Below are 22366 nucleotides of genomic sequence, written 5' to 3'. Positions count from 1 at the left end.
ATGCTGTTACGTGATGTTGAGTACGGCGACGTCGACGCCTACGTCCAGATGCGATGCGACCCGGTCATGATGGCCGAGCTGGGCGGGCCGCTGCCTTGCGAGGGCATGGAGGCGAAGGTCCAGCGTGATGTTCAACGGGTGGCAGCGGACACCGGCTGGACAAAGATGATCGTGCTCGATGAGGCCGAGCCGGACGTGGTCGCAGGCACCGTGACCTTGTGGCCCCACGACGCAGACGGCGAGCGCATCTCCGAGATCGGCTGGATGGTGCTGCCGGAGTACCAGGGACGGGGACTCGGAAAGCAGGGCGTCCGCACGCTGCTAGAGCTGGCCCGCGACGACGGCCGGTGGGGACTGATCCACGCATTCCCCGCAACAACCAACGCCCCGTCCAACAGCATCTGCCGCGCCCTCGGCTTCCGATTCCTGGGCAAGCAAGACGTGCCCTTCGCCGGTCGAGTCCTGCACACCAACCACTGGGCTATCGACCCTCGCACCGACCTGACCTAATACATGTCGGCAGCACCCCGGGGACCCACGCGGAGCCCCGAGGGCGGGAGGCATTCAGAGAGTTCCAATACCCGACTCCACCATTAGCCATCTACCCGGCGGACGCCATCGAAGCCCACCGCGCGTTCATCGCCGTCGTCGATCGCTTCGCCCCAGCGAGGAATACCGGACGGGACTGCTGCACGGATAGGTGACACCTGACCTGGCTTGCTGAGAGGCGGCCTGGAAGGATGTCGCAGTGCCCAAGCCGTATCCGAAGGAGTTCCGCGAGGACATCGTGCGGGTCGCGCGTAACCGCGAGCCCGGCGTCACGCTGGAACAGATCGCCGCCGACTTCGGCGTCCGCCCGATCACTCTGTCGAAGTGGCTGCGCCGTGCCGACACCGACGAGGGCGCCAGGCCGGCAGCGGCGTCGGGTGAGTCGGCCCAGCTGCGCGAGGCCCGCAAGCGCATCCGGCTGCTGGAGCAGGAGAACGAGGTCCTCAGAAGGGCAGCGGCGTATCTATCGCAGGCGAACCTGCCGGCAAAATGATGTACCCGCTCGTCCGCGAGCTGGCCGTCGCCGCTGCCCCTCACCGGGTGCCGGTGGCGGTGACGTGCCGGGTGCTCGGGCTGGCCCGCCAGCCCTACTACCGGTGGCTGACCAGACCGGTCACCGACGCCGAGATGGCCGAGGCATACCGGGCCAACGCCCTGTTCGACGCGCACCGCGACGATCCAGAGTTCGGCCACCGCTTCCTGCTCGACGAGGCCCGCGCCGCCGGCGAGGCGATGGCCGAGCGGACCGCCTGGCGGATCTGCCGGGACAACGGCTGGTGGAGCGCCTTCGGCAAGCGAAGAGGCCGCGGCAAGAACGCCAAAGCCGGGCCACCGGTCCACGATGACCTGGTGCGGCGGAACTTCACCACCGACGGGCCGAACCGGTTGTGGCTGACAGACATCACCGAGCACCCAACCGGCGAGGGCAAGCTGTATCTGTGTGCCATCAAGGACGTGTACTCCGGCCGCATCGTGGGCTATTCCATCGACGCCCGAATGAAATCCAGCCTCGCGGTGAGAGCCCTTGAATCCGCAGTGGCCCGTCGCGGCCAGGTCGCCGGATGCATTGTTCATTCCGACCGCGGGTCGCAGTTCCGCTCACGGAAGTTCGTGTCCGTTGTCGTACGTCACAACATGGTCGGCTCCATGGGCCGGGTCGGTGCGGCCGGCGACAACGCGGCCATGGAGAGCTTCTTCGCGCTGCTGCAGAAGAACGTCCTCGACCGCCGTGCCTGGGCCACCCGCCAGGAACTGCGGATCGCGATCGTCACCTGGATCGAGCGCACCTACCACCGACGCCGGCGTCAAAGACGCCTGGCCCGATTGACCCCCGTCGAGTACGAGACCATCATGACCCCAGCCGCAGCCTTGGCTGCATAAACCCCGCTGTCACCCGATCATGCAGCAGTCCCGACCCCGACGAACGAGGAGTGGGACGCCTTCCTCGCTCACTTCGAGAAGCGCAAGCTCTCCTAGGGAACCTGCGCTCGGGCCTTCGGAACGTCGTGCATCCACGAGCACGCTTGCGTCCGATGTTCGCTCCTCCGGCCCGAGCCGTTCCAGCGAGACCGTCTGATCGAGATCCGCGACAACCTGCTCGACCGGATCGCCGAAGCTCAGCACGAAGGCTGGCTCGGAGAGGTCGAGGGCCTGGAGATCAGCCTGGCCGGCGCCGAGGAGAAGCTGACCCATGCCGCCCTCAAACCCTCAGTCATCCACCTGGGCCTGCCCACCTTCGGCGAGATCGCCGCACGAGCCACCTGATCCCGGCTCCGCCAGGCGACTGGCGGAGCCGCTCAAGGTTGACGACGCGCGAGGATGATCCCTCCCAACTTGCTCTCGGCCGAGGTGAGAGTCTTGTGCGTCTCGACGGAGAAGCCAGCTTCGTTAAGCCACGCAATCGTCTGGTCATGCTGCCGGCGATGGACATAGACCTTCATCGGGTGCCCGCCATAGCCCTCAGTCTTCAACCGCGACTCATCGCCGACATGGAAGCTGAGCAGCAACAGCCCACCAGGCCGAAGCACTCGACGGAAGTGCGCAAGAACCGAGCTGATCTCGTCGTCAGGAATGTGAATCAGTGAGTACCAGGCGACCAGCCCAGTCACCGAGGCGTCGTCCAAGGTCAGGTCCGTCATGGAACCGAGATCGAACCGCACCCCAGGGTGGTGGCGACGGGCCACATCGATCATCCCCGGTGACAGATCGATGCCGAACGCGTCCAGGCCCAGCTCCCGCAGGTGGCCTGTGATCCTGCCTGTCCCGCACCCCACGTCCGCGACCAGCCCGCCGCCTTGGGCACGCACCAGGTCGGCAAACAAGGCCAAGATCGCACGTTCTTCCGGCGATTCGTCCAAAATATGACGTGTCAGCTCTGCGTAACTTGCAGCGACGGTGTCATAAGACGTCCGCGTATCCGCCAGCCAGTCACCTGCGCTCAGTCCCATCTCCACCGACCGAAGACTACCCAAGTCATCAATCTGCGTGACGACTTAGTACTCCAGCAGCGGTTCGTGGCCTGAGGTGCGTTTTCGGTAGTGGCAGCGGCGGGCGATGGCCTGGCGGTGTCTTCTCCAGGCGGACCAGTTCAGTGCGTGGGTGATGGGATCGCGGTCGGCTCGTGGGTGGGGCAGGAGAGTGTCCAGGAGCCGCCGGATCTCTGCCACGGTGAGCGGGACGGTGGCTGATCCGTTTCTGCAGCCCCCTTTGCCTCCCCGCCGGCCTGGGCTTGTGCTGCGAGTGCGGCCAAGACGGCGTGGGCGAGCATGGCCAGGGTGATGTGCCGATACCAGCCGACATAGCGGCGGACTTCGTACTCGTCCAGGCCGCACTCGTTCTTCGCGGCCTGGAAGCACTCCTCGATCGCCCAGCGGGAGCCGGCGATGCGGACCAGCTCGGCGATCTCGACACCCACGGGTGCGTAGGCCAGGTAGTAGGCCACATCTTCGGGGTCGGACAGGCTGCGGCGGGCCATCACCCACCGGTGATGGGTCGGCGGATCCGGATCGAAGATGATGTTGGCGGGCAACTTGGCCCCGGCCCAGTCGTAGATCCGCGGGCCCTTCGCCCCATCGCCGCAGGACAGCCGCTGCCAGGCATCATCGGGTGCTTCATCGATGAGATGGTCGATGCGCCAGATGCCGGCCAGGGACTTGATCTGCTGGGACTTGGGCACCGCCACCACGTAGCCGACGCCCGTCTGCTCGAGCAGGCGGCGGAAGTGCCAGTCCTGCCCGTAGGCCTCATCCGCGGTCACCCACGACGCCGGCAGGCCGGCGGCCAGGCAGCGGCGGACGATGTCCCGGGCCAGTTCCCCCTTGGTCGCAAAGCCTCGCCCGTCGGGGATCTTGGCCGCCCGGCAGCGGTCACGGTCGGACGTCCAGGCTTTGGGCAGGTAGAGCTCCCGGTCCACCAAGGCCCGGCCTGAGCTGGTGGCGTAGGCGGCGAACACGCCGATCTGACAGTTGTCGATCTTTCCTGAGGTGCCGGTGTACTGCCGACTGACCCCGGCTGAGGTGGTGCCCTTCTTGATGAATCCCGTGTCGTCGATGATCAGCACACCGCCCGGTCCGAGCCGTTCGGCGACGTAGGCACGGACGTCGTCACGCAGGGCGTCCGCGTCCCAGACACTGCTGTTCAGCAGCCGCTGAAAGCCGTCCGGAGTGCGGTGACCTGCCCATTCCGCAAGCTGCCAGCCGTTCTTGCGTGTCGCCCGCCCCAGCAGACCACGGACGTAGTCCCGCATCCGCCACCGCAGATCCGCCCGAGTGAACCTGCCCGCCACCCGAGCGAACACCAACTCCAACTCGCCGGCCCAGCAAGCGGCTTCACTCATCCCCTCCATACCAGGACAACGACAACCACCAGCTCAGGACACGAACCGCTGCTGGAGTACTAATGCCAGCGCGCCACGGCCTGCGGGTCCTGCTCGAGGGCCCGTTTGTCCGGACGCTGGAAGGACAGCCCCCAACGCCTGAGGTACTTGCCCACCCCCACCTCGGTCAGCCGCACCCGGTACAGCTTCGCGATCAGCTCGCCCACCAGCCGCCGCGTCCACAGCTGTCCGCTCAGTCCCACGTCACAGGGCCGGTGATCGAAGACCGCCTGCCGCACCGCGTCCTGCCCGGCCTCCCCGAGCACCTGGTGCACCCCGACCGGCTTGCCCCGCGGCCGCATGACCAGCGCCCCACGGCCACCGGCCTGCCACTTCACCCACCACCCGTCGACCGCCTTCAGCGACACCCCGAAGACCGCCGCCACATCCTCACAGTCCCCGCCCCGCCACCAACGCGGCCACCGCCCGCAACCGCAGGGCCTCCTGCGCCGACGGCGACAGATGCCGCGCGTCCCCCACCAGATCGTTCACACACCACCAACGACCCAGAACCCAAACCGTTTCGCATCAATAAGCCGGAGCGGCCCGCCTCGGCTGGTGGGGTTTCGGGCATACGCAGTCGGTGGAGCCTGCCTTGCACCGCAGCATAGAGCCGCATGTCACCTCGACATGCGGCTCTATGCAGGTAACGCGCCGAAACTCTGGTCGGCCTTCATCCTGCGTCCGATTGCTCCACTTCGGAAAAGAGCGGTATGGGCTCTGCTGGGGAGGGCAGCGACTTCGCGCTTCTCAGTCGTTCGAGAAGGGCTGGAGTCACATGCCTATAGGCGGCCGGGTCGACGGGGGCGAGCCAGTGTGCTGCGCGGATCCGGGGTTTGATGTTGAGGCCGAGGTCGCTCAGCACCTCGTCGACGTTGTGGATGGAGAACGGGATGATCTTCGTGTTGTGGCAGTGGTGCCCGTCGGTCACGGTGTCCATGAACGCTACTTGCTCGGTGATCGCCCGGCGCATTTCCGGGGCGGACGGCAGGTTCACCGTGCCTGCGAGGTCGGCGGCGATCCACAGAGCGGCCATCTCGGCGTTGAGTGGGCTGAAAAACGACGAGTTGTACCCGTTGAAGTACAGGCCGGGGATGTCGACGGGCAGGATCTGGCGGTACAGCAGGAAGTTCCCGCGCTCGTCGAGCAGTCGCCGCTGCACATCCTCGGTCAGAAACGGCACGCCTTGGCGGAAGCCGGTCGCACAGACGATCAGGTCGGCCGGCAGTTTCGTACCGTCGTTGAGTTCGGCCTGGCCGGTGGACAGCCGGACAATGGTACGGTCGCGACGGACTGCGATGGTGCCGTCGGTGACGCCTTCGAAGAACCCTTCCGTCGCCAGGCCGATCGCGCCACGGACGATGTCCTCCATGTGCCCGGCAGGCACCAGCCCGTGCTTGCGCAGGCCGAACTGCCGCACCGAAACCGAGCCGACCGAGTTGAGCATCGCGCGCCGGAGACGGTTTCCCGCGCCGTGCAGGAACTTCTCGAATCCCCGCAAGCGGCGGTAGGGGAACAGGGCTTCGCCGAGCCGGGTCAGCATGAGCATTTTGAAGTTGAGGATGCCGCCGATCTTGCGCGGCAACTTCCACAGCATCTGCCGGGCGATGACATCGGTGCTCGCCGCGACACGGCTGATCGCCACGGCGACGTCGCACGCGGACTTGCCGTAACCCACGACCAGCACGTGTTTGCCGCGGGCGTCCTCGACATCGTGGAAGTCGGACCCCGCGTAGAGCCGGCCGCCGGCAGCGGTGAACTCATCGAGCCCGGGATAATGGGGGATGGCCGGTTCGCAGAACACGCCGTTGGCGACGACCAGGCGGTCGAACATCTCGGCGCCGTCCTGGGTCGTGACGGTCCAGTGTCCGGAGTCCGTGGCGTGGGCCGCGGTCACCTCTGTGTTCAACCGCAGGGTTTTGTCCACGCCGAATTTCGCCGCGTAGGCTTCCAGATAGGACTGGACCTGCGCGCCGGTCGGCCACTCCGAGAAATCCTTGGGCATGGGGAAATCCGACAGGGAGTACTGAGCCATGGGGCTCTGGGTGGTCAGCCCGGGATAGCGCCGGGTGCGGCTCCACACCCCGCCCACGTCCGGTGTTCTGTCGAACACGGTGACCTCGTGTCCCGCCTGCAGCAGCACTTTCGCGGTGCACAGGCCCGCCACGCCTGCCCCGATAATGGCGATCCTCATCGTCACCGCACCTCGGGAGGCAGTTGCAGCTCGATGCCGAAGTCGGCCATGATTTTTTTCATTACGGTGATGTCCTTCGGGCCCGGTGGCATGTCGGCCAGTGCCTGGTAGTACCGCTCCAGCCCAGCCGGGGAGACGACGGAGATCACGCGCGATTCTTGTTTGTAGGGGTTACGGAACGCATGTACGACGTCGCGCGGCAGGAACAGGTAGTCGCCGTGTTCCAGTACGAAGTCCTTGCCGCCGAGGTGGACGTCGAGCCGCCCGGAGAGACAGATGAACGACTCGTCCTCACGCGTATGCACGTGTGGAGGCGGACCGTCGGTCTCTGGCGGGATCGCATACTCGAACAAGGAGTACGCATCCCGAGTGGACTTGCCGTCGGTCTTCTTCGTGATGCCAAGGCCGATAGCGCCGATCTGGGGCCCCTCCCTCGAAGGGAGCATGTATCCGCCGCCGAGAGTCATCATCGTCTCCTCACTCCTGGTCGGCTCAGTGTGAAGTCCAAGCTGAACATCGGGCAATCGTTGATCCCGCTCAGCGGGACATGTGTTTCAGCGGCGTGTCGAGTAGGCCCGGGATGCCGCCGCGGCGGCGAGGCGGACAGCCGGGCCGATGCGGTCGGCGCGCACCGACTTGCTGGGACCGGTGACCGACAGCGCTGCCACACACTTTCCCAGCGGGTCAAAGATCGGGGCGGCCACGCAGCTGATCCCTATGTTGCCCTCTTCACGGTCGACCGCCCAGCCCCGGTCGGGGATCGCGGTTAGCTCCCGCAGGACGGCTACGGCGCTGGTGAGAGTACGGGGCGTGCGCGGCGGCAGGCCGGCAGCGAGCACCGCCTCGACCGTCGCGGCGTCGGAGTAGGCGAGGATCGCGCGACCGAGCGCTGAACAGTAGGCGGGGATGGTACCGCCGGTCTGCGACAGCATCGGCATCGGCAGGTGCCCGCTGATTCTTTCGACGACCAGGATCTGAGTGCCGTCGAGGACCCCGAGTTGCACGGTGGTGTGGGCGGCATGGTGGAGGTCCTGAAGGAACGGCAGCACCGCTTCTCGCAGCTCGTGCCGGATCGGGGCGAGGCTGGAAATCTCGAACAGCCGGTTGCCGATGCGGTAGCGCTCGCCGGGTTTGTCCAGCCATCCCAGTCTGATCATCTTGTCGGCCGTACGGTGCGTGGTCGAGCGCGGCAGCCCGGACCGCTGTACGAGAGCGGCCAGGGTCAGTTCTCGGTGCGTGGTGTTGAAGGCGCCCAGGATCGCCGCTGCCCGGTCAAGGCCGCCCATGCTGCCAGAAGCGGTGTCCCGCTCTGTGGGACTCATTCTTGGTTCTGCGAAGTCATGGGAGCCAGAGTAATCCCCATACGACAGCCGAGGAGGTCACCATTTCCAGTTCCAGTCGGATCGCACTCGTCGGTGGTGGTGCGAGCGGCATCGGGTACGCGACGGCCGACCAGCTTGCCTCGGCGGGCCACGGGGTAGTCCTCGCCGGACGCAGTGCCGAAACCCTGGAGGCTGCCGCGGCACGACTGCGTGAGCGCACGGGGGCGGTGGTGGGCACACTCGTGCACGACATCGCCGACCCGGACCTAGCTGAGAGAGCCGTCGCACAGGTCGAAGCCCGGTACGGCAGGCTCGACATCATGGTGCTCAACGCGGGTGGACCACCGCCCGGCCGCATTCTCGACGTCGACGACAAAGGCTGGCTGGAGGCCATCGACCTGCTTCTGCTGGGGCCGCTGCGGCTGGCACGGCTGGCCCTGCCTCGAATGGGGCAACGAGGCTTCGGGCGTGTGGTGTTCGTGACCTCCACAGCGGTCCGGCAACCGCAGCCCGACCTCGCCACCTCGGTGGTCCTGCGGGCGGCGGTGACCGCGGCGGCGAAGCTGCTGTCGCGCGAGTTCGCGGCCAACGGCGTGACGGTCAACTGCGTCGCGCCCGGTGCGACCGCCACCGAACGGCGTCGGCAAATTCTCACTGCCCGGGCTCGCACGACTGGGGGCGAGTATGCGGCCGCCGACGCAGCCGACGCGGCGTCGATCCCAGCCGGGCGGGCCGGTGAGCCGGCGGAGATCGGTGCGGCCATCGCCTTTCTCGCCTCGGAGGCGGCGAGCTATGTGAACGGGACCGTGCTCACGGTCGACGGCGGACGAACGGAGACCCTCTGATGGCACTGTCCGGATCAGATTTCAGCTTGCCCGAGTTCCTCGGTGCGATCTCGGATACGGTACGGCCGGTTTCCGCCGCACCGATCGTGGTCCACGCTGAGGAGCTGGAAGACCTTCCAGCAGGTCAGGTGCACAACCCGAGCAAGATCGCCATCGCGGGGAAGCTGCCCACGACTACGTTCGAGATCTTCCGACAGATCATTCCGCCGGGCTTGAGCACCGATATGCAGCGCCACCATCACGAGACCGTGCACTTCGTCATCTCCGGAAACGGACACACCGACCTCGAGGACGAGACGGAACCCTGGTCGACCGGCGACTTCATCTACACCCCACCCTGGACGTGGCACCGGCACTACAACGACTCTCCGGACCGACCGGTCGAATTCCTGACCATTGAGAACTCCCGTCTGCTCGCCGTCTTCGGTCTCGGGCGGCGGCAGAGCGCCGGCCTTGCGACGGTCGACGAGGCTCGAGCAAAGTTCGAAGGAGGCCTGGCATGACCCAACTGCCCGAGCACATCAGCATCTGGGCCGAGCTATCCGATGTGGACCATGAGCTGCGGCATGTCGACGTGGACGGTGTCCGCACCCGGGTCCTGCGCGCCGGCGGGGGCCCGGACCTGATCCTGCTGCACGGGACCGGTGGGCATCTGGAGGCATACGCCCGGGACATCGCGGGGCTGGCAGCGGACTTCCGGGTCACCGCCTACGACATGGTCGGGCACGGCTGGTCGGACCTGCCGGACCGGCCGTACACCATCGACGTGCTCTCGGACCACCTTATCGGCCTGATGGACGTACTCGGCATAGAAACAGCACACCTGTCGGGCGAATCGCTCGGTGGCTGGGTCGCGGCGTGGACGGCGGCGCACCAGCCGGGCCGGGTGGCGCGGCTCGTTCTCAACACCCCCGGCAACATCGCGAACAAGCCTGATGTGATGAGGCGGCTCAAGGCAAGTACCCGAGCCGCCGTGCAGGATCCCAGCGACGAGACCGTCCGCCAACGGGTGGAGTTCCTGTTCCACCACAAGGAGATGGTGACCGACGAGCTGGTGAACCTGCGCCGTGCCGTCTACAGCAGGCCGGGGTTCGTGCAGGCCATCGAGAACACGCTCGTGCTGCAGGATCCCGAGGTGCGCAAGGCGTTCGCGTGGGACCCGCCCTGGGTCGGCCTGATCACCGCGCCGACCCTGTTGCTGTGGACCGACAACGATCCCACCGGCGGCCTTGACGAGGCCGCGCTCCTGCTGGACTGGTTGCCCAACGCACGGCTGCACGTGATCAAGGACGCCGGTCATTGGCCTCAGTGGGAGAAGCCCGCCGAGTACCTGAGTACCCATCGCGACTTCCTGTTGCTCGACAAGGAGCAGGCGTGAGCGAGATCGTCGGTCTTGTCGCGATGTCCCACTCGCCGTTCGCCACGCTGCTCCCGCCCAACGGCCCGCCAGAGCCGGGCGGCCGGTTCCTCGCGGATGCCGCCAGGGTCGGCGAGGCCGTCAAGCGCCTTGCTCCGGACGCTGTCGTCGTGGTGGGCCCGGATCACTTCCACGCGAACTTCTACGACGTCATGCCCCCGTTCGTACTCGGGGTCGAAGAAACCCTCGGATTCGGCGACTTCGGCAGCCGTGAGGGTTCGCTTCCGGTCGCCACGAAGTTGGCGTGGTCCTTGCGCGACCACCTCTCGGACGCCGGGTTCGACCTGTCGCTGTCCTACTCATTGACGGTGGACCACGGTCTCGTGCAGAGCTACGGCATGGTCACCGATGCACCGCTGGTGCCCCTGGTCGTCAATACGGCGGCGCCGCCGCTCCCGAGCATGGGCCGGTGCGTCGAACTGGGCGAAGCGCTGGGCAAGGCGATTCGCGGTGCGGACTTCGCCGGACGTGTGCTGATCGTGGCCAGCGGCGGTCTGTCACATTGGCTGCCGCCGAACGACCCCCGCGACCCCGCTGTGCAAGGGGAACGGCGCGCAGCGATGATCCATGGCCGAAAGAATGTCCGCGAGTTCGCCGCGGCCCGCGAACCGCGGGTACGGGCGATGGGCGGCGACCCGAACGGCAGGGTCAACGCGGACTGGGACCAGTGGTTCCTCGACCGGTTGCGCGAGGGTGACCTGACGTCGATCGTGGCCTTGGGTGACGACGGTCTGGAGGAGAACGCCGGCTCGGGCGGGCATGAGATCCGGTCCTGGCTCATCGGACTGGCCGCCGTCGCCGAACCGCTGGTCTGGACTAGTTACGAGCCGGTGCGGGAGTGGATCACCGGTATGGGTATCGGCACCACCTTCGAGATCGCCTGACGATCCAGCAGCGAGGCGGCCGCCCGCCGCCTCGATGCTCGACCATGCCCCGTCCTGCCTTCCTCGTCCATGCCGGAGGTACCGCATGTCCGCGACTGACACCCGTTCGCCCCGAGCCATCTGGTGGTGCCCGTGAGCACCCGAACCTCCCCCGACGCGGTCCACGAGGTGGCTGACACCCTCGCGCGTGCGGCGCAAACCAGCACCCCGTGTCCTCCCGTACGCGATTGTCTGGGCGAAGGTGACATCGCCGCCGCTTACGCCGTTCAGCAGGTCAACATCCAGCGCCGCCTCGCTCAGGGCCACCGGGTGGTCGGCCGCAAAATCGGTCTGACATCGCCGTCCGTCCAGCGTCAACTCGGCATCGAGCAGCCGGACTACGGCGCCCTGCTGTCCGACATGGCGGTATTGGACGGCGACGTGATTCCGGCAGGCCGACTGCTGCAGCCTAAGATCGAAGCCGAGGTCGCCCTCGTCCTGGGCGGGGATCTGCCGCATGCGCAGAGCACGGTGGCCGACGTGCTGCGCGCCGTCGACTTCGCGCTGCCCGCCCTGGAGATCGTCGACAGCCGGATCGCCGACTGGGACATCGGCATCGTCGACACAGTAGCCGACAATGCCTCGTCGGGGCTCTTCGTGCTCGGCGCCTCGCCCATGCCGCTGACCGGCGTCGACCTGCGTTCCATGCGGATGACCCTCGTCAAGGGCGGGGAGAAGGTTTCACAGGGGCGTGGCAGCGACTGCCTGGGGGGACCGCTCAACGCCGCCGTGTGGCTCGCGTCGACCCTGGCCGAAGCGGGAGATCCGCTGCGCGCCGGTGACATCGTGCTGACCGGCGCGTTGGGGCCGATGGCGGACGCCTCGCCCGGTGACTCCTTCGAAGCCCGTATCTCCGACCTCGGCTCGGTACGAGTCAGCTTCGGTCCGCACGCCTTCGCAACTTTGGCAGAGGGAGATCACAAGTGAGCGGCAGCGATTCCAGCGTCCGCACGAAGATTGCCATCATCGGCTCGGGCAACATCGGCACCGACCTCATGATCAAAGTGTTGCGGCTCTCCGAGAGCCTGGAGACAGTGGCGATGGTAGGGCTCGACCCCAACTCGGACGGCCTGGCCCGGGCCCGCCGCCTCAAAATCGCCACCACGCACCAGGGTATCGAAGGCCTGCTGGCGATGGATGAGTTCACTGACGTCGACATCGTCTTCGACGCGACGTCGGCCCATGCCCACCAGCACCACGACGAGGTGCTGCGCCCTCTCGGCCGCACCCTCATCGACCTCACTCCGGCGGCCCTCGGCCCCTACGTGGTGCCCCCGGTCAACGGTGACGCCCACCTCGACGCCCCGAACGTCAACATGGTCACCTGCGGCGGTCAGGCGACCATCCCAGTGATCAGCGCGGTCTCGGCCGTCACCCCGGTGCACTACGGCGAGATCGTCGCCTCGATCGCCTCCCGCTCGGCCGGCCCCGGCACCCGGGCGAACATCGACGAGTTCACCGAGACCACCGCCTCCGCCATCGAGAGGGTCGGCGGCGCCGCCCGCGGCAAGGCCATCATCGTCCTCAATCCCGCCGAACCGCCGCTGATCATGCGTGACACCGTGCACTGCCTGGTCTCCGACTGCGACCGGGACGCCGTGCGGACCGCTGTGGAGCAGATGGCGGAGAGGGTCCGTGCGTACGTACCCGGCTACCGCCTCAAGCAGCACGTGCAGTTCGACGCTGTCGCGCCCGACGACCCCCTGCGCGGTCTGCTGCCCGCGGGAGCCGTAGACGACAAAGCGCTGAAGGTGTCTGTGTTCCTGGAAGTCGAGGGTGCCGCGCACTACCTCCCCTCGTACGCCGGAAATCTCGACATCATGACCTCGGCCGCTCTGCGTACCGCGGAACGCATGGCCGCACACCGCTCGTCCCTTGAAGGGGCAGTCCGATGACCACGCAGCACGACCGCACGCCCAGGCTGTATGTCCAGGACGTCACCCTGCGAGACGGAATGCACGCCGTGCGGCACCGCTACTCCGTCGAGCAGGCCCGCGCCATCGCCGCCGCCCTGGACGTGGCGGGGGTGGCCGCGATCGAGATCGCCCACGGCGACGGTCTGGCCGGTTCCAGCGTCACCTATGGGGTAGGCGCCCACACCGACTGGGAATGGATCGAGGCCGTCGTCGAGGCCACTGTCACGGCGGTGCCCACGACATTGCTCCTCCCCGGCATCGGCACTCTCCAGGACCTCAGGCAGGCCTACGCACTCGGCATCACCTCGGTGCGCATCGCGACCCACTGCACCGAAGCCGACATTTCCGCCCAGCACATCGCCGCCGCGCGGGAGCTGGGCATGGACGTCGCCGGTTTCCTGATGATGTCCCACCTGGCCGAGCCCGCCGAACTCGCGCGCCAGGCCAAGCTGATGGAGTCGTACGGCGCACACTGTGTCTACGTCACCGACTCCGGCGGCCGACTGACCATGGATGGCGTCCGCGACCGTTTGCGTGCCTACCGTGACGTGCTGGACCCGGCGACCGAGCTGGGCATTCATGCCCACCACAATCTCGCCCTCGGCGTAGCCAACACCGTCGTCGCCGTGGAGAACGGTGTCACCCGCGTGGACGCCTCTTTGGCCGGTCAGGGGGCGGGGGCCGGCAACTGCCCGCTGGAGGCGTTCGTCGCGGTGGCCGACCTGATGGGCTGGAAGCACGGCTGCGACCTGTTTCCGCTCATGGATGCCGCCGACGACCTGGTCCGTCCGCTCCAGGATCGCGAAGTGCGGGTGGACCGTGAAACGTTGACCTTGGGCTACGCGGGTGTGTACTCCAGTTTCCTGCGCCATGCCGAGGCCGCCGCCGAACGTCACGGACTGGACGCCCGCAGCATCCTCGTTGAGGTCGGGCGCCGAAAGATGGTCGGTGGTCAGGAAGACATGATCACCGATATCGCGCTGGACCTGATGGGGCGAAGTGCGAGGCACGCGGGGCAGTGAGCCGCCGAGAGGCGTAGTGACCTGGCGAGCATCACGCAGGTGGCGGCCCCACCGGGTTCGATTCTCCACATCCTCGACGACCATGGGGCACACTGCGATGAAGTGTTGCGCCGTCCTCGGACCACCGCCGTGAACGTGGGCGGCACCAGATTGGCGCTAAATCTCGGTGAGAGATTTTCCGGGACCGGCCAGGGACGAACTGGTGCCACAGCAGTGACACCAGGCGACTGCCGTGACGGTGTGCACCTGCCAGGAGAAGGCAAACTGCGGTTCACCGTGTTGGGCCCCGTGCGGGCCTGGCTCGCGGATTGCGAGCTGAATCTGGGATCCCCGCAGCGGCGGGCTGTACTGCTGTTGTGCGGAAAGCGCGTGGTCGCCGAGGAAGAACTGGTGGATGCGGTGTGGGGCGAGAATCCACCGCCCGCCGCAGTGTCCGTGTTGCGTACGTACGCGTCCCGGCTGCGCAAGGTACTGGAACCGGACCGCGGTCATGGCGAGCCTCCCCGCGTTCTTGTGTCGGTGGGCGGCGGGTACGTGCTGCGCATCCCCGACAGTGCGGTGGACGTGCGAGTGAACGAACAGCGTGCCGCCGAGGCCAGAAAGGCTTAGACCGTGTCCTATGTGGTGGGCTTGAGGAGTCGCTTGTAGCAGCAGAGGACTGCGGCAAGCCCCAGAAAGGCCAGGTAGTTGCGGGGATTGCGTTCGTAACGGTGGTTGAGCCGACGGTAGCCGGTCAGCCAGGACATGGTCCGTTCGATCACCCAACGACGCCGGCCCAGCCGTTCGCTGGACTCGATGCCCTTGCGGGCGATGCGGACGCCGATGCGCTTGCCGCGTACCCATTTCCGCAGCTCAGGGACGTCGTATGCCTTGTCGGCATGCAGGCGCTGGGGCTTGAAGTACCGGCCGTTGTGCGGGTCGTGTCTCGTTAGGTGACCGAGCACCATGGGCTTCAGGGCCTGGCTGTCGTGGACGTTGGCCGCGGAGATGCCGACGAGAAGGGGCAGTCCCTTCGCGTCCGACAGGATGTGCATCTTGGAACCCGGCTTGCCCCGGTCCACGGGACTCGGACCTGTGTGTTCGCCCCTTTTTTAGCCCTCACGTGGGCGGAGTCGAGGACGACACGGGAAAGATCGAGGAGGTCCGTGTCGTCGAGCCGGCGCAGGATCTCCTCATGGAGCCGGCCCCACACACCGGCGCGCGACCAGATCACGAAACGGCGATGCGCAGTGGACTTCGATATACCGAAGCACGGTGGCAGTGCCCGCCAGGCGCAGCCGCTGACCAGCACATAGATGATCGCGGCAAACAGCGTCTCATCAGGCGTGTCCTGCGTCCCGCCACCCTGCGGCCGCACCTTTGACGGCGGGATCAGCGGCCTCGCGATCTCCCACAGCCCGTCCGGAACAATCCAACTCCACGTACCCCGCCCCATACGCAGCTCAACGAGCCATCACCACATAGGACACGGTCTTAGACGTCGTCTCATTTGGGGTGCTGGGTAGTCTGCCGGTGTGGTGATGGTCGAGCGCATGGTGCCGGATGAATTGTGGGAGCTGTTCGAGCGGGTGGTCCCGCCTGCTCCATCGCGGCCGCAGGGCGGCGGTCGGCGGCGATACGGGGATCGCGAGGTGCTGGCCGCGATCATCTTCGTGGCCACGACGGGCTGTACCTGGCGGCAGTTGCCGCCGGTCTTCGGCCCCTCAGGGCCGACCGCGCACCGGCGCTTCACCGAGTGGAGTGCCGCCCGGGTCTGGGCGAAGCTGCACCGCCTCATCCTCGACGAGCTGGGCTCGCGCGGAGATCTGGACTGGTCGCGGTGTGCGATCGACTCGGTGAACATGCGGGCCCTGAAAGGGGGGACCTGACAGGTCCGAATCCTGTGGACCGGGGCAAGAAAGGCTCGAAGATCCACTTGATCACCGAGCGGACCGGTTTACCCCTCTCGATCGGGATCTCCGGCGCGAACCTGCACGACAGCCAGGCACTCGAGCCGCTCGTGCGCGGCATCCCGCCGATCCGCTCCCGCCGCGGCCCGCGCAGGCGACGGCCCGCCAAACTGCACGCGGACAAGGGATACGACTACGACCACCTGCGCCGCTGGCTACGCAAGCGAGGCATCCGGCACCGCATCGCCCGCAAAAGCATCGAGTCCTCCACCCGGCTGGGCCGGCACCGCTGGACGATCGAGCGCACGATGTCCTGGCTGGGCGGCTGCCGTCGCTTACACCGCCGCTACGAACGCAAGGCCGAGCACTTCCTGGCCTTCACCGCCATCGCCTGCAGCCTCATCTGCTACCGCAGACTCACCAAATGAGACGACGTCTTAGTACTGCAACGACACTCCGTGACTCGATGCGGCCGTAGTCGTTGGTCGCTTTGTGGTGGACGAGATAGCTGACGGTTGGTCAGGTGTGTTCGGTGACTTCGTGGCGCGGTTCGCGGGACGCTTCGGGCGGGTGGAGCCGAGACGGTGCATGGTGTCCTATCTGCGGGGACTGCTCAGCGAGGCGGAACGGAAGAACGGCTGGACCCTGGCCGAAGCCGCCGGCGATGACGGTCCTCAGGGGATGCAGCGGCTGCTGAACTACTACCTGTGGGATGCCGATGCTCTGCGGGACGACGTCCGCGACGCGGTCGTGGAGCACATCGCAGGTCCCGACCGGGGAATTTTGATCCTCGACGAGACGGGCTTTTTGAAGAAGGGCATCAGGTCGGCGGGGGTGGCCCGGCAGTACTCGGGGACGGCCGGCCGGATCGAGAATTCCCAGATCGGAGTTTTCCTGGCTTACGGATCCGACCGGGGGCGGGCCCTGATCGACCGCGAGCTGTATCTCCCGAAGGACTGGATATCGGACCGCGAGCGGTGCCGGGCCGCAGGCATCGGTGACGATGTCGAGTTCGCCACCCAGCCGGACCTGGGCCTGCGGATGCTCCAGCGTGCTGTGGAGTCGGGGATCCCTTTCGGGTGGGTGACCGCCGACGAGGTCTACGGCCAGAGGAGCCGGATCCGGATGTGGCTGGAAGAACATGACATCCCCCATGTTCTGGCCGTCCCGAAATCCCAGATGGTCATGACCATGGAATTCTTCGGCCAGGCCCGCGCACACCAGCTGGTCAGCGAACTCCCCGACGACGCTTGGGCGCGTCTGAGCTGCGGTGACGGTGCTCACGGGCCACGCGAGTACGACTGGGCGGCGGCCCCGATCCGGCCCTGGCGGCGGGAAGGCTGGGACCACTGGTTACTGGCACGGCGCAGCCTCACCGATCCCACGGACCTCGCCTACCACATCTGCTTCTGCCCGGCCGGGACCCTGTTGGAGGAACTCGCGCGGATCGCAGGGTCCCGGTGGATGGTCGAGGAATGCTTCCAGACCGCGAAGAACGAAACCGGACTCGATCACTATCAAGTCCGCGGCTACACCGCCTGGTACCGGCACATCACCTTGTCCATGGCCGCCCTCGCCTTCCTCGCCATCCTGCGGGCAGAGGCAAAAAAGGGGACCCGGACACCGGCAGTGATCAACCCCTCATACCCCTGACCACGAACGAAGCCCGGCGGCTCTTCACCCGCATCTCCTCTCCCCTCCGCCACCACATCCGACACGTACTCGCATGGTCACTATGACGAAGAAGAAGCCAAGCACGAGCCCGCATCAGCCACCACAAACGCAGAGGAAATCACGGAGTGTCGTTGCAGTACTAAGTCAGCACCTCCCGCACAGCAGGGGAAGCTCACGGCCGGGTGAAAAGGCGAGGCTGCTGCCGTTTCGAATTCCCTTCCTGGATGCTTCGTCGGCGAATACATGGCGGCCTCGCCGCGGTCAATGGGCCGGAGCCGAATGCGTGTCGGTCGCCTGTCGGTCGTGTTGTAGGCGAGGGCCGTCCCGGTTTTCCCTTCGAGGCTGTGCCGGCCGGCTTGGGCGCGTCCGCACCGTGCAGGGCACCGCGATGGCCGGGCCCGGGAGGTGCGGCGCCGGGACGCCAATGCTCCCGGAAGGGACCGAAGCGGTGGGGTGGCGGCCCGAGGTGAGAGCGGCCAGGGCCCATACGAACGCGGTCAAGGTCGCGGCGAGACGATCGATGTGCGGCCGTAGGCGCTGTTCCAGCGACGGCCGGCCGCGGCGCGCGCGGCGCTCGCCCGACAGCAGGGACAGTGCCCTGATGCCGTCCCGGCGTGCTTCGGCGAGCCACTGGGCGAGGGCGATGGGAGTGGTCTCGACGTCTTTCTGCCGTTCGGCGACGGAACGCGTCCAGACCGGCGTGGATGGCGCCCAGCACCGGGGCAGGGCGGAGCAGTTGTTGGGACTGCTGGACGGCGGTTTTGCGGCCCTGAGGAGTGAAGGCCCATGTGCAAGGCACGACGTCGTTTTTCGCGCTGGCGGCGCGGCCGAGAGCCGACCCCGGGGCCGGCTCATACGATCTGGGAACGGCTGGTCCAAACCCTGTCGCCTCTGCGGTTGCGGCCGCTTGACCGGGCGCCGGTCCAGCGGCCCGGCCTCCGGATCGCAAGCGACGTCGTCGGCATCGGGGCTCCGGCGGCTGATCGAGGCCACGTCATCGACCGGTTCGTGGACGAGGGCGGGCGCAGCGTCGGCCCGAGTGCGCCTGGTGAAGGCGAAATCGGCCACATCCGGGGCCTCGATGGACCGTTCCCGGCGGTGGCAGTGGGCAAGGCGGCCTCCTGAGCGAGTGCGGGGAACCGGATTGGGCGCCTTCGACTTCACCCAGGACGCGGGCGCGAAACCAGACCCGCCCTTTCCTATCCACGGCCGGGTCAGGCTTGGTGCCGCGAGGCGGCCCATACTCGGAGCCATGGACGTTAGGACGCAACTTGGGGACTTCCTGCAGACGCGGCGCTCCCAGCTGCGACCGCGTGGTCGCCACCGCAGAGGCGGGCTCGCCGTCGCAGGCCGCTCTCGCCCTTCTCGCCCAGGCCACCGGTCAGGGTGCCGCGCGGGACGATCCGTCCCCCGACGCGACACATCCACGGTCCCGCACCGGCGGGGATTGACACCCACACCGTCACCGGGCGCTGCCTCAACGCACCGGCGCCCGTCCCCTGATCACATCCACCGTTGCGTCGTCGCGGACCGCTACAGGGCTGTCAAGCTGCTCCGATCACCGCCGGGCGTGGCTCCCGAACCGGGTGCAGTCCTCTGTTCCAACTCGGCGAGTCGGGCGAGGATGCGCTTGGGCAGTTCAGCTGCTGTCAGGCGGAACGGGGTCCAGCGGTCCTTGGAGTCCGGCTTCATAGAAGCGGAGAACCGGAAACGCCCCTTGCTGTTCGGCTCGGTCACCATCTCCGCGAATACGGCGCTCGGTATGAGCCACGCCGTCATGATCGCTCCTCGCTCGACGTCCACGGCGACGAACAGCATGTCCAGGTCGAACCGGGGCTGGAACGTCTGCGACCGTACAAATGCCATCAGCCTGCCCTGCTGAACCTGTGTTCCGGTGGACATCCTGGCCTTCACCTGCACGGCCAGGGTCGTGGAACTCCTGCGCCGGTGGAAGACGAGGTCCACGCCTTCGTCGTCCACCAGCGAGGTGGAGACGTTCAGCTCCCCGCCCGTGGCGAGAATGGCGGAAGCCGCGACCAAGTACTCGACGGCCTTCCCCATCCGTGCGGCGGCGGAACTCTTTTCCAGGTACTCCTCGGCGTCACCCATGGCGTGAATTTACTGTCCACACGCGACGCCCCGCTTGAGCCGGACTTTTCTGCCACCTGGTACCACCGGCGCACGGAGCGGGGCCGCTGGACGCCACTCCTCTTCAGCGGCGTTGAGGAGCAGGCGGCAGCGCCGTGGAACCGCAGGTCGGGGCCGCCTTCTGTAGGGAGGTGGCCCGGGTGGGGGGAGCGCGGCTCCACGGCCGTGACGGGGCTGGAGCTGATGACCGCGCTGTACCCGCCGACCCGGGCCTCCGAGCCCGACGCCGACGGGCGCCGGCATTCCGAGCACAACCCCGGCAGCCTGGGCAAGGACCCGGTCGACCCGGCGCCGTGCGAGGCCCCCGACGGCCACCCGGTACTCAAGGACCTGCCGCGTTTCCACGTCCGCGGTCCCGGCGAGAAGCTGTTCGAGGAGGCGTACGACTGGGCGCGGCCGATGACCGATGCGGAGAGCACGCTGCGGTACCTGGTCGGCATCGACGTGAACATGGTCTTTGCCGTCGGCGCCAACGGGCTCGTCGTCGGCCTCGGCGCGCCCACGCACGTCGAGAACCCGGTGTTCGACCCGAAGCTGCCCGGCTCCTGGGTGGTGGACCGGTCGCACGTCGATCTGTCGCGGGTGAAGGTCGGCAAGGACAAGTGGGTGGAGCTGGACGGTGAGCTGCTGCCCAGCCCGTTCACACCGAAGGGCGAGCGCCCGGAGGGCCCGGCCTGGTACACGACGCCCACCGTGGCGTGCGCCCAGGAGCTGGGCTACGAGGTCCGCCCGATCGAGGCGTACGTCCGGTACGAGAGCGGCCGCTATCTGGACGGCTGGTACAACCGGCTCCGTGACGCCTACCTCGCGACGATGGCCGGCCTCGGCGTGCACGCCGGCATGGAGTCGGCCGACTTCCTCGCGGCGATGGACGGCTACAAGGACCGCGACCCGGACCTCGCGATCGTCGTCTCAGTGATCAAAGCGACCGTAAAGGGCGGTATCGGCGAGCTCCGTGAGCGGCCCCGGGGTGAGGGGTGGCGGCCCGGGCAGCCGTGGCGGGCGCTGTCCCGTCCGACGTGGCGGCCGGACATCCGCGCGGCGGTCATCTCCCGCACGCGGATCAACCTGCACCGCAAGATCGTCAAGCATGCGGCGTTCACCGGGCAGTACCCGGTCGCGATCCTGTCCGACTGCGTCGTCTACGCGGCCAACGGCGAGAGCCCGCTGGACTTCCTGCCCTACCGGGAGGGCAAGCCGCTACCCGGCGGCTTCAAGCTCGGCATCAACCCCGGCCTGGTCAAGCACGAGGGCACCCAGACCGTCCTGTGGGGTGAGAAGGTCCGGAAGCGGTTCGACGCCCTGGAGCTCAACTTGGCCCGGTACATTGCGATTTTTCGGTTTGGTGACAGTGGTGTGAGCCGCCGCGGAACCACTGTCACGGGCCGGTATCTGTGCAGGTGGCGGACTGGCACGAAACCGATAGATCGCACTCATGTGGGACGCCGGGACGGCCGAGTCCGCTTCTCACCGCAATAGCCGGTCCCAGTGGCATGCGGCGGTGAGGATCGGGACACGACGTGACCTGGCCCCGCCCATGGTCCACGCGCCCTCCGTCAGTTCGGCGGTCCGAGCTGGACACGATGATCCTTTCCTCGGCTGTCAAGGCCTCCGCAACATCAATCCGAAACGATCAGCCAAGCACCGGTGTCCGTCTGCCTGAACGGTGTGCGGCGGCCGGGAAGAGTTCGAGCGCACGCCGCCCGATCAGGTCCGCCTGGGCGGGTGTGACCACCGAGGAATTCCGCAGAGCGGTGATGTTCGCGCTGAGCGTGCGATCACCGCTGCAAGGCACGCCCGCGTCGCCGCCGTAGACGATGTGGTCGACAGGAACCATCGTCAGGGCCGCAGCCAGGTTGGCGTCCGTGCCGGACGCGGCGGTGTCGAGGTAGAGGCGGCTCAACTGCTCGGCGATCTCCTCCGCGGTGAACTGATCCCCGGCAGGCACCCATGCCTCGGTGCCGAGCAGTCCGAGGCGACCGGAGAGGCCGGGCAACGCGCCACCACAGTGCGCGAGAACGAAGCGGATATCCGGGAAGCGGCGAAACACGCCCTGATAGAGCATGGCGACGACGGTGCGTGTCGTGTCGAACGCGACCTCCACCAGCGGAGTGGGCAAGCCGAGTTCGGGCCGTTTCGTCGTGTCAGGATGTACGAACACGGCCGCTCTGCGCCGGTTCAGCTCGTCCCATACCGGCTCCAGCGCTCGATCGGACAGGTTGACGCCGTTGTAGGTCGTGCTCATCGCCCAACCGTCCGGCTGGATGGCCTTGTCGGCACGGGCGATCTCCGCAAGCGCGGCGTGCGCGTCGTCGGTGGGCAGAGCCGCCAGCAGACCGAAGCGATGAGGGTGTTGAAGGACGACTTCGGCACCGTAATCGTTGGAGGAACGTAGCGCGTCGTGGGTCTGCGGCACAGCGCTCAGTAGCTGCATCTCCACCCCTGTCCGGTCCATCGAGCGCAGGGCGCCTTCGACGGTCCAGTGGTGCGGCCGGGGCGCGAGGAAACACAACTCCCGCATGGCGGCCCATGCGGTCTGCCGTTGTTCTTCAGTGGTCGGTGGGGTGAAGTGCGCGTGCACGTCCACCCAAGC

General features: G+C 67.2%; 22 protein-coding genes and 1 pseudogene. 13 read left to right on the top strand and 10 right to left on the bottom strand.

What is annotated here, in order from left to right:
• On the top strand, positions 1-510 hold the full coding sequence (locus QQY24_RS33260; RefSeq protein WP_301976869.1) for a GNAT family N-acetyltransferase: 510 nt from the start codon (positions 1-3) through the stop codon (positions 508-510).
• A gap of 238 nt (positions 511-748) precedes the next feature.
• A protein-coding gene (locus tag QQY24_RS33255) for an IS3 family transposase (protein ID WP_301976663.1) occupies positions 749-1929 on the top strand; the annotation gives its coding sequence in 2 pieces (ribosomal slippage) (positions 749-1033 and positions 1036-1929; 1179 coding nt in all).
• Positions 1930-1938: 9 nt separating this feature from the next.
• Here the strand turns inward: QQY24_RS33255 and QQY24_RS33250 are convergent.
• From QQY24_RS33250 to QQY24_RS33220, 7 genes are all read right to left on the bottom strand, one after another.
• On the bottom strand, positions 1939-2241 hold the full coding sequence (locus QQY24_RS33250) for a hypothetical protein (RefSeq protein WP_301976662.1): 303 nt from the start codon (positions 2239-2241) through the stop codon (positions 1939-1941).
• Positions 2242-2345: 104 nt separating this feature from the next.
• On the bottom strand, positions 2346-2990 hold the full coding sequence (locus QQY24_RS33245; RefSeq protein WP_301976867.1) for a class I SAM-dependent methyltransferase: 645 nt from the start codon (positions 2988-2990) through the stop codon (positions 2346-2348).
• A 146-nt stretch (positions 2991-3136) separates the two neighbouring features.
• On the bottom strand, positions 3137-4393 hold the full coding sequence (locus QQY24_RS33240; protein WP_301970644.1) for an IS701 family transposase: 1257 nt from the start codon (positions 4391-4393) through the stop codon (positions 3137-3139).
• A gap of 50 nt (positions 4394-4443) precedes the next feature.
• Positions 4444-4809, bottom strand: coding sequence for a winged helix-turn-helix domain-containing protein (locus tag QQY24_RS33235; protein ID WP_301976661.1), 366 nt, complete (start codon positions 4807-4809; stop codon positions 4444-4446).
• Positions 4810-5096: 287 nt separating this feature from the next.
• Entirely contained in the window at positions 5097-6617 is a 1521-nt protein-coding gene (locus QQY24_RS33230; RefSeq protein ID WP_301976660.1) for an NAD(P)/FAD-dependent oxidoreductase, read from the bottom strand.
• Between the two features lie 2 nt (positions 6618-6619).
• Positions 6620-7087, bottom strand: a complete 468-nt coding sequence (locus tag QQY24_RS33225) for a cupin domain-containing protein (protein ID WP_301976659.1) — start codon at positions 7085-7087, stop codon at positions 6620-6622.
• Between the two features lie 84 nt (positions 7088-7171).
• Positions 7172-7903 (bottom strand): IclR family transcriptional regulator, encoded by a 732-nt coding sequence (locus QQY24_RS33220; RefSeq protein WP_301976658.1) that lies wholly within the window; start codon positions 7901-7903, stop codon positions 7172-7174.
• Positions 7904-7941: 38 nt separating this feature from the next.
• Here QQY24_RS33220 and QQY24_RS33215 point away from each other — a divergent pair, with 38 nt between their 5' ends.
• From QQY24_RS33215 to QQY24_RS33180, 8 genes are all read left to right on the top strand, one after another.
• Entirely contained in the window at positions 7942-8784 is an 843-nt protein-coding gene (locus tag QQY24_RS33215) for an SDR family oxidoreductase (protein ID WP_301976657.1), read from the top strand.
• Positions 8784-9287 (top strand): cupin domain-containing protein, encoded by a 504-nt coding sequence (locus QQY24_RS33210; protein WP_301976656.1) that lies wholly within the window; start codon positions 8784-8786, stop codon positions 9285-9287. The genes QQY24_RS33215 and QQY24_RS33210 overlap by 1 nt, the downstream gene beginning before the upstream one ends.
• Positions 9284-10162 carry an alpha/beta fold hydrolase gene (locus QQY24_RS33205; RefSeq protein WP_301976655.1) on the top strand — a complete coding sequence of 293 codons (879 nt, stop codon included), beginning with the start codon at positions 9284-9286 and terminating at the stop codon, positions 10160-10162. The genes QQY24_RS33210 and QQY24_RS33205 overlap by 4 nt, the downstream gene beginning before the upstream one ends.
• Positions 10159-11085: a 2,3-dihydroxyphenylpropionate 1,2-dioxygenase gene (locus tag QQY24_RS33200; RefSeq protein WP_301976654.1), complete on the top strand. Its 927-nt coding sequence runs from the start codon at positions 10159-10161 to the stop codon at positions 11083-11085. The genes QQY24_RS33205 and QQY24_RS33200 overlap by 4 nt, the downstream gene beginning before the upstream one ends.
• Positions 11086-11217: 132 nt before the next feature.
• Positions 11218-12051, top strand: a complete 834-nt coding sequence (gene mhpD, locus QQY24_RS33195; RefSeq protein ID WP_301976653.1) for a 2-keto-4-pentenoate hydratase — start codon at positions 11218-11220, stop codon at positions 12049-12051.
• Positions 12048-13019: an acetaldehyde dehydrogenase (acetylating) gene (locus QQY24_RS33190; RefSeq protein WP_301976652.1), complete on the top strand. Its 972-nt coding sequence runs from the start codon at positions 12048-12050 to the stop codon at positions 13017-13019. Before mhpD ends, QQY24_RS33190 begins: the two co-directional genes overlap by 4 nt.
• Positions 13016-14062 carry a 4-hydroxy-2-oxovalerate aldolase gene (gene dmpG, locus QQY24_RS33185; RefSeq protein ID WP_301976651.1) on the top strand — a complete coding sequence of 349 codons (1047 nt, stop codon included), beginning with the start codon at positions 13016-13018 and terminating at the stop codon, positions 14060-14062. The genes QQY24_RS33190 and dmpG overlap by 4 nt, the downstream gene beginning before the upstream one ends.
• A gap of 288 nt (positions 14063-14350) precedes the next feature.
• Positions 14351-14671 (top strand): helix-turn-helix domain-containing protein, encoded by a 321-nt coding sequence (locus QQY24_RS33180; RefSeq protein WP_301976649.1) that lies wholly within the window; start codon positions 14351-14353, stop codon positions 14669-14671.
• Between the two features lie 8 nt (positions 14672-14679).
• On the opposite strand, the gene QQY24_RS33175 is transcribed toward QQY24_RS33180, so the two are convergent.
• A protein-coding gene (locus QQY24_RS33175) for an IS5 family transposase (RefSeq protein ID WP_301970800.1) occupies positions 14680-15497 on the bottom strand; the annotation gives its coding sequence in 2 pieces (ribosomal slippage) (positions 14680-15149 and positions 15149-15497; 819 coding nt in all).
• 85 nt (positions 15498-15582) lie between these two features.
• Between QQY24_RS33175 and QQY24_RS33170 the strand changes: the two genes are divergently transcribed.
• Positions 15583-16379, top strand: a protein-coding gene (locus QQY24_RS33170; protein WP_301976859.1) for an IS5 family transposase whose coding sequence is annotated in 2 segments (ribosomal slippage) — positions 15583-15918 and positions 15921-16379 — 795 coding nt in all. Because the reading frame shifts where the segments join, the coding sequence is not laid out codon by codon here.
• Positions 16380-16443: 64 nt separating this feature from the next.
• A complete protein-coding gene (locus tag QQY24_RS33165) occupies positions 16444-17604 on the top strand; it encodes an IS701 family transposase (protein ID WP_301976648.1) in 1161 nt (386 codons plus the stop codon).
• 1554 nt (positions 17605-19158) lie between these two features.
• On the opposite strand, the gene QQY24_RS33160 is transcribed toward QQY24_RS33165, so the two are convergent.
• Complete coding sequence (locus QQY24_RS33160) at positions 19159-19734, bottom strand: hypothetical protein (protein ID WP_301976647.1); 576 nt, start codon at positions 19732-19734, stop codon at positions 19159-19161.
• 189 nt (positions 19735-19923) lie between these two features.
• Here QQY24_RS33160 and QQY24_RS33155 point away from each other — a divergent pair.
• Positions 19924-21102: pseudogene (locus tag QQY24_RS33155) on the top strand (transcriptional regulator); the annotation flags it as partial.
• 304 nt (positions 21103-21406) lie between these two features.
• Here the strand turns inward: QQY24_RS33155 and QQY24_RS33150 are convergent.
• Positions 21407-22360 carry an amidohydrolase family protein gene (locus tag QQY24_RS33150; protein ID WP_301976646.1) on the bottom strand — a complete coding sequence of 318 codons (954 nt, stop codon included), beginning with the start codon at positions 22358-22360 and terminating at the stop codon, positions 21407-21409.
• Between the last annotated feature and the right edge of the window lie 6 nt (positions 22361-22366).

The sequence above is a fragment of the Streptomyces sp. TG1A-8 genome (assembly GCF_030499535.1).
Taxonomy (GTDB): Bacteria; Actinomycetota; Actinomycetes; order Streptomycetales; family Streptomycetaceae; genus Streptomyces.
This window is presented reverse-complemented; position numbering and strand designations above follow the sequence as displayed.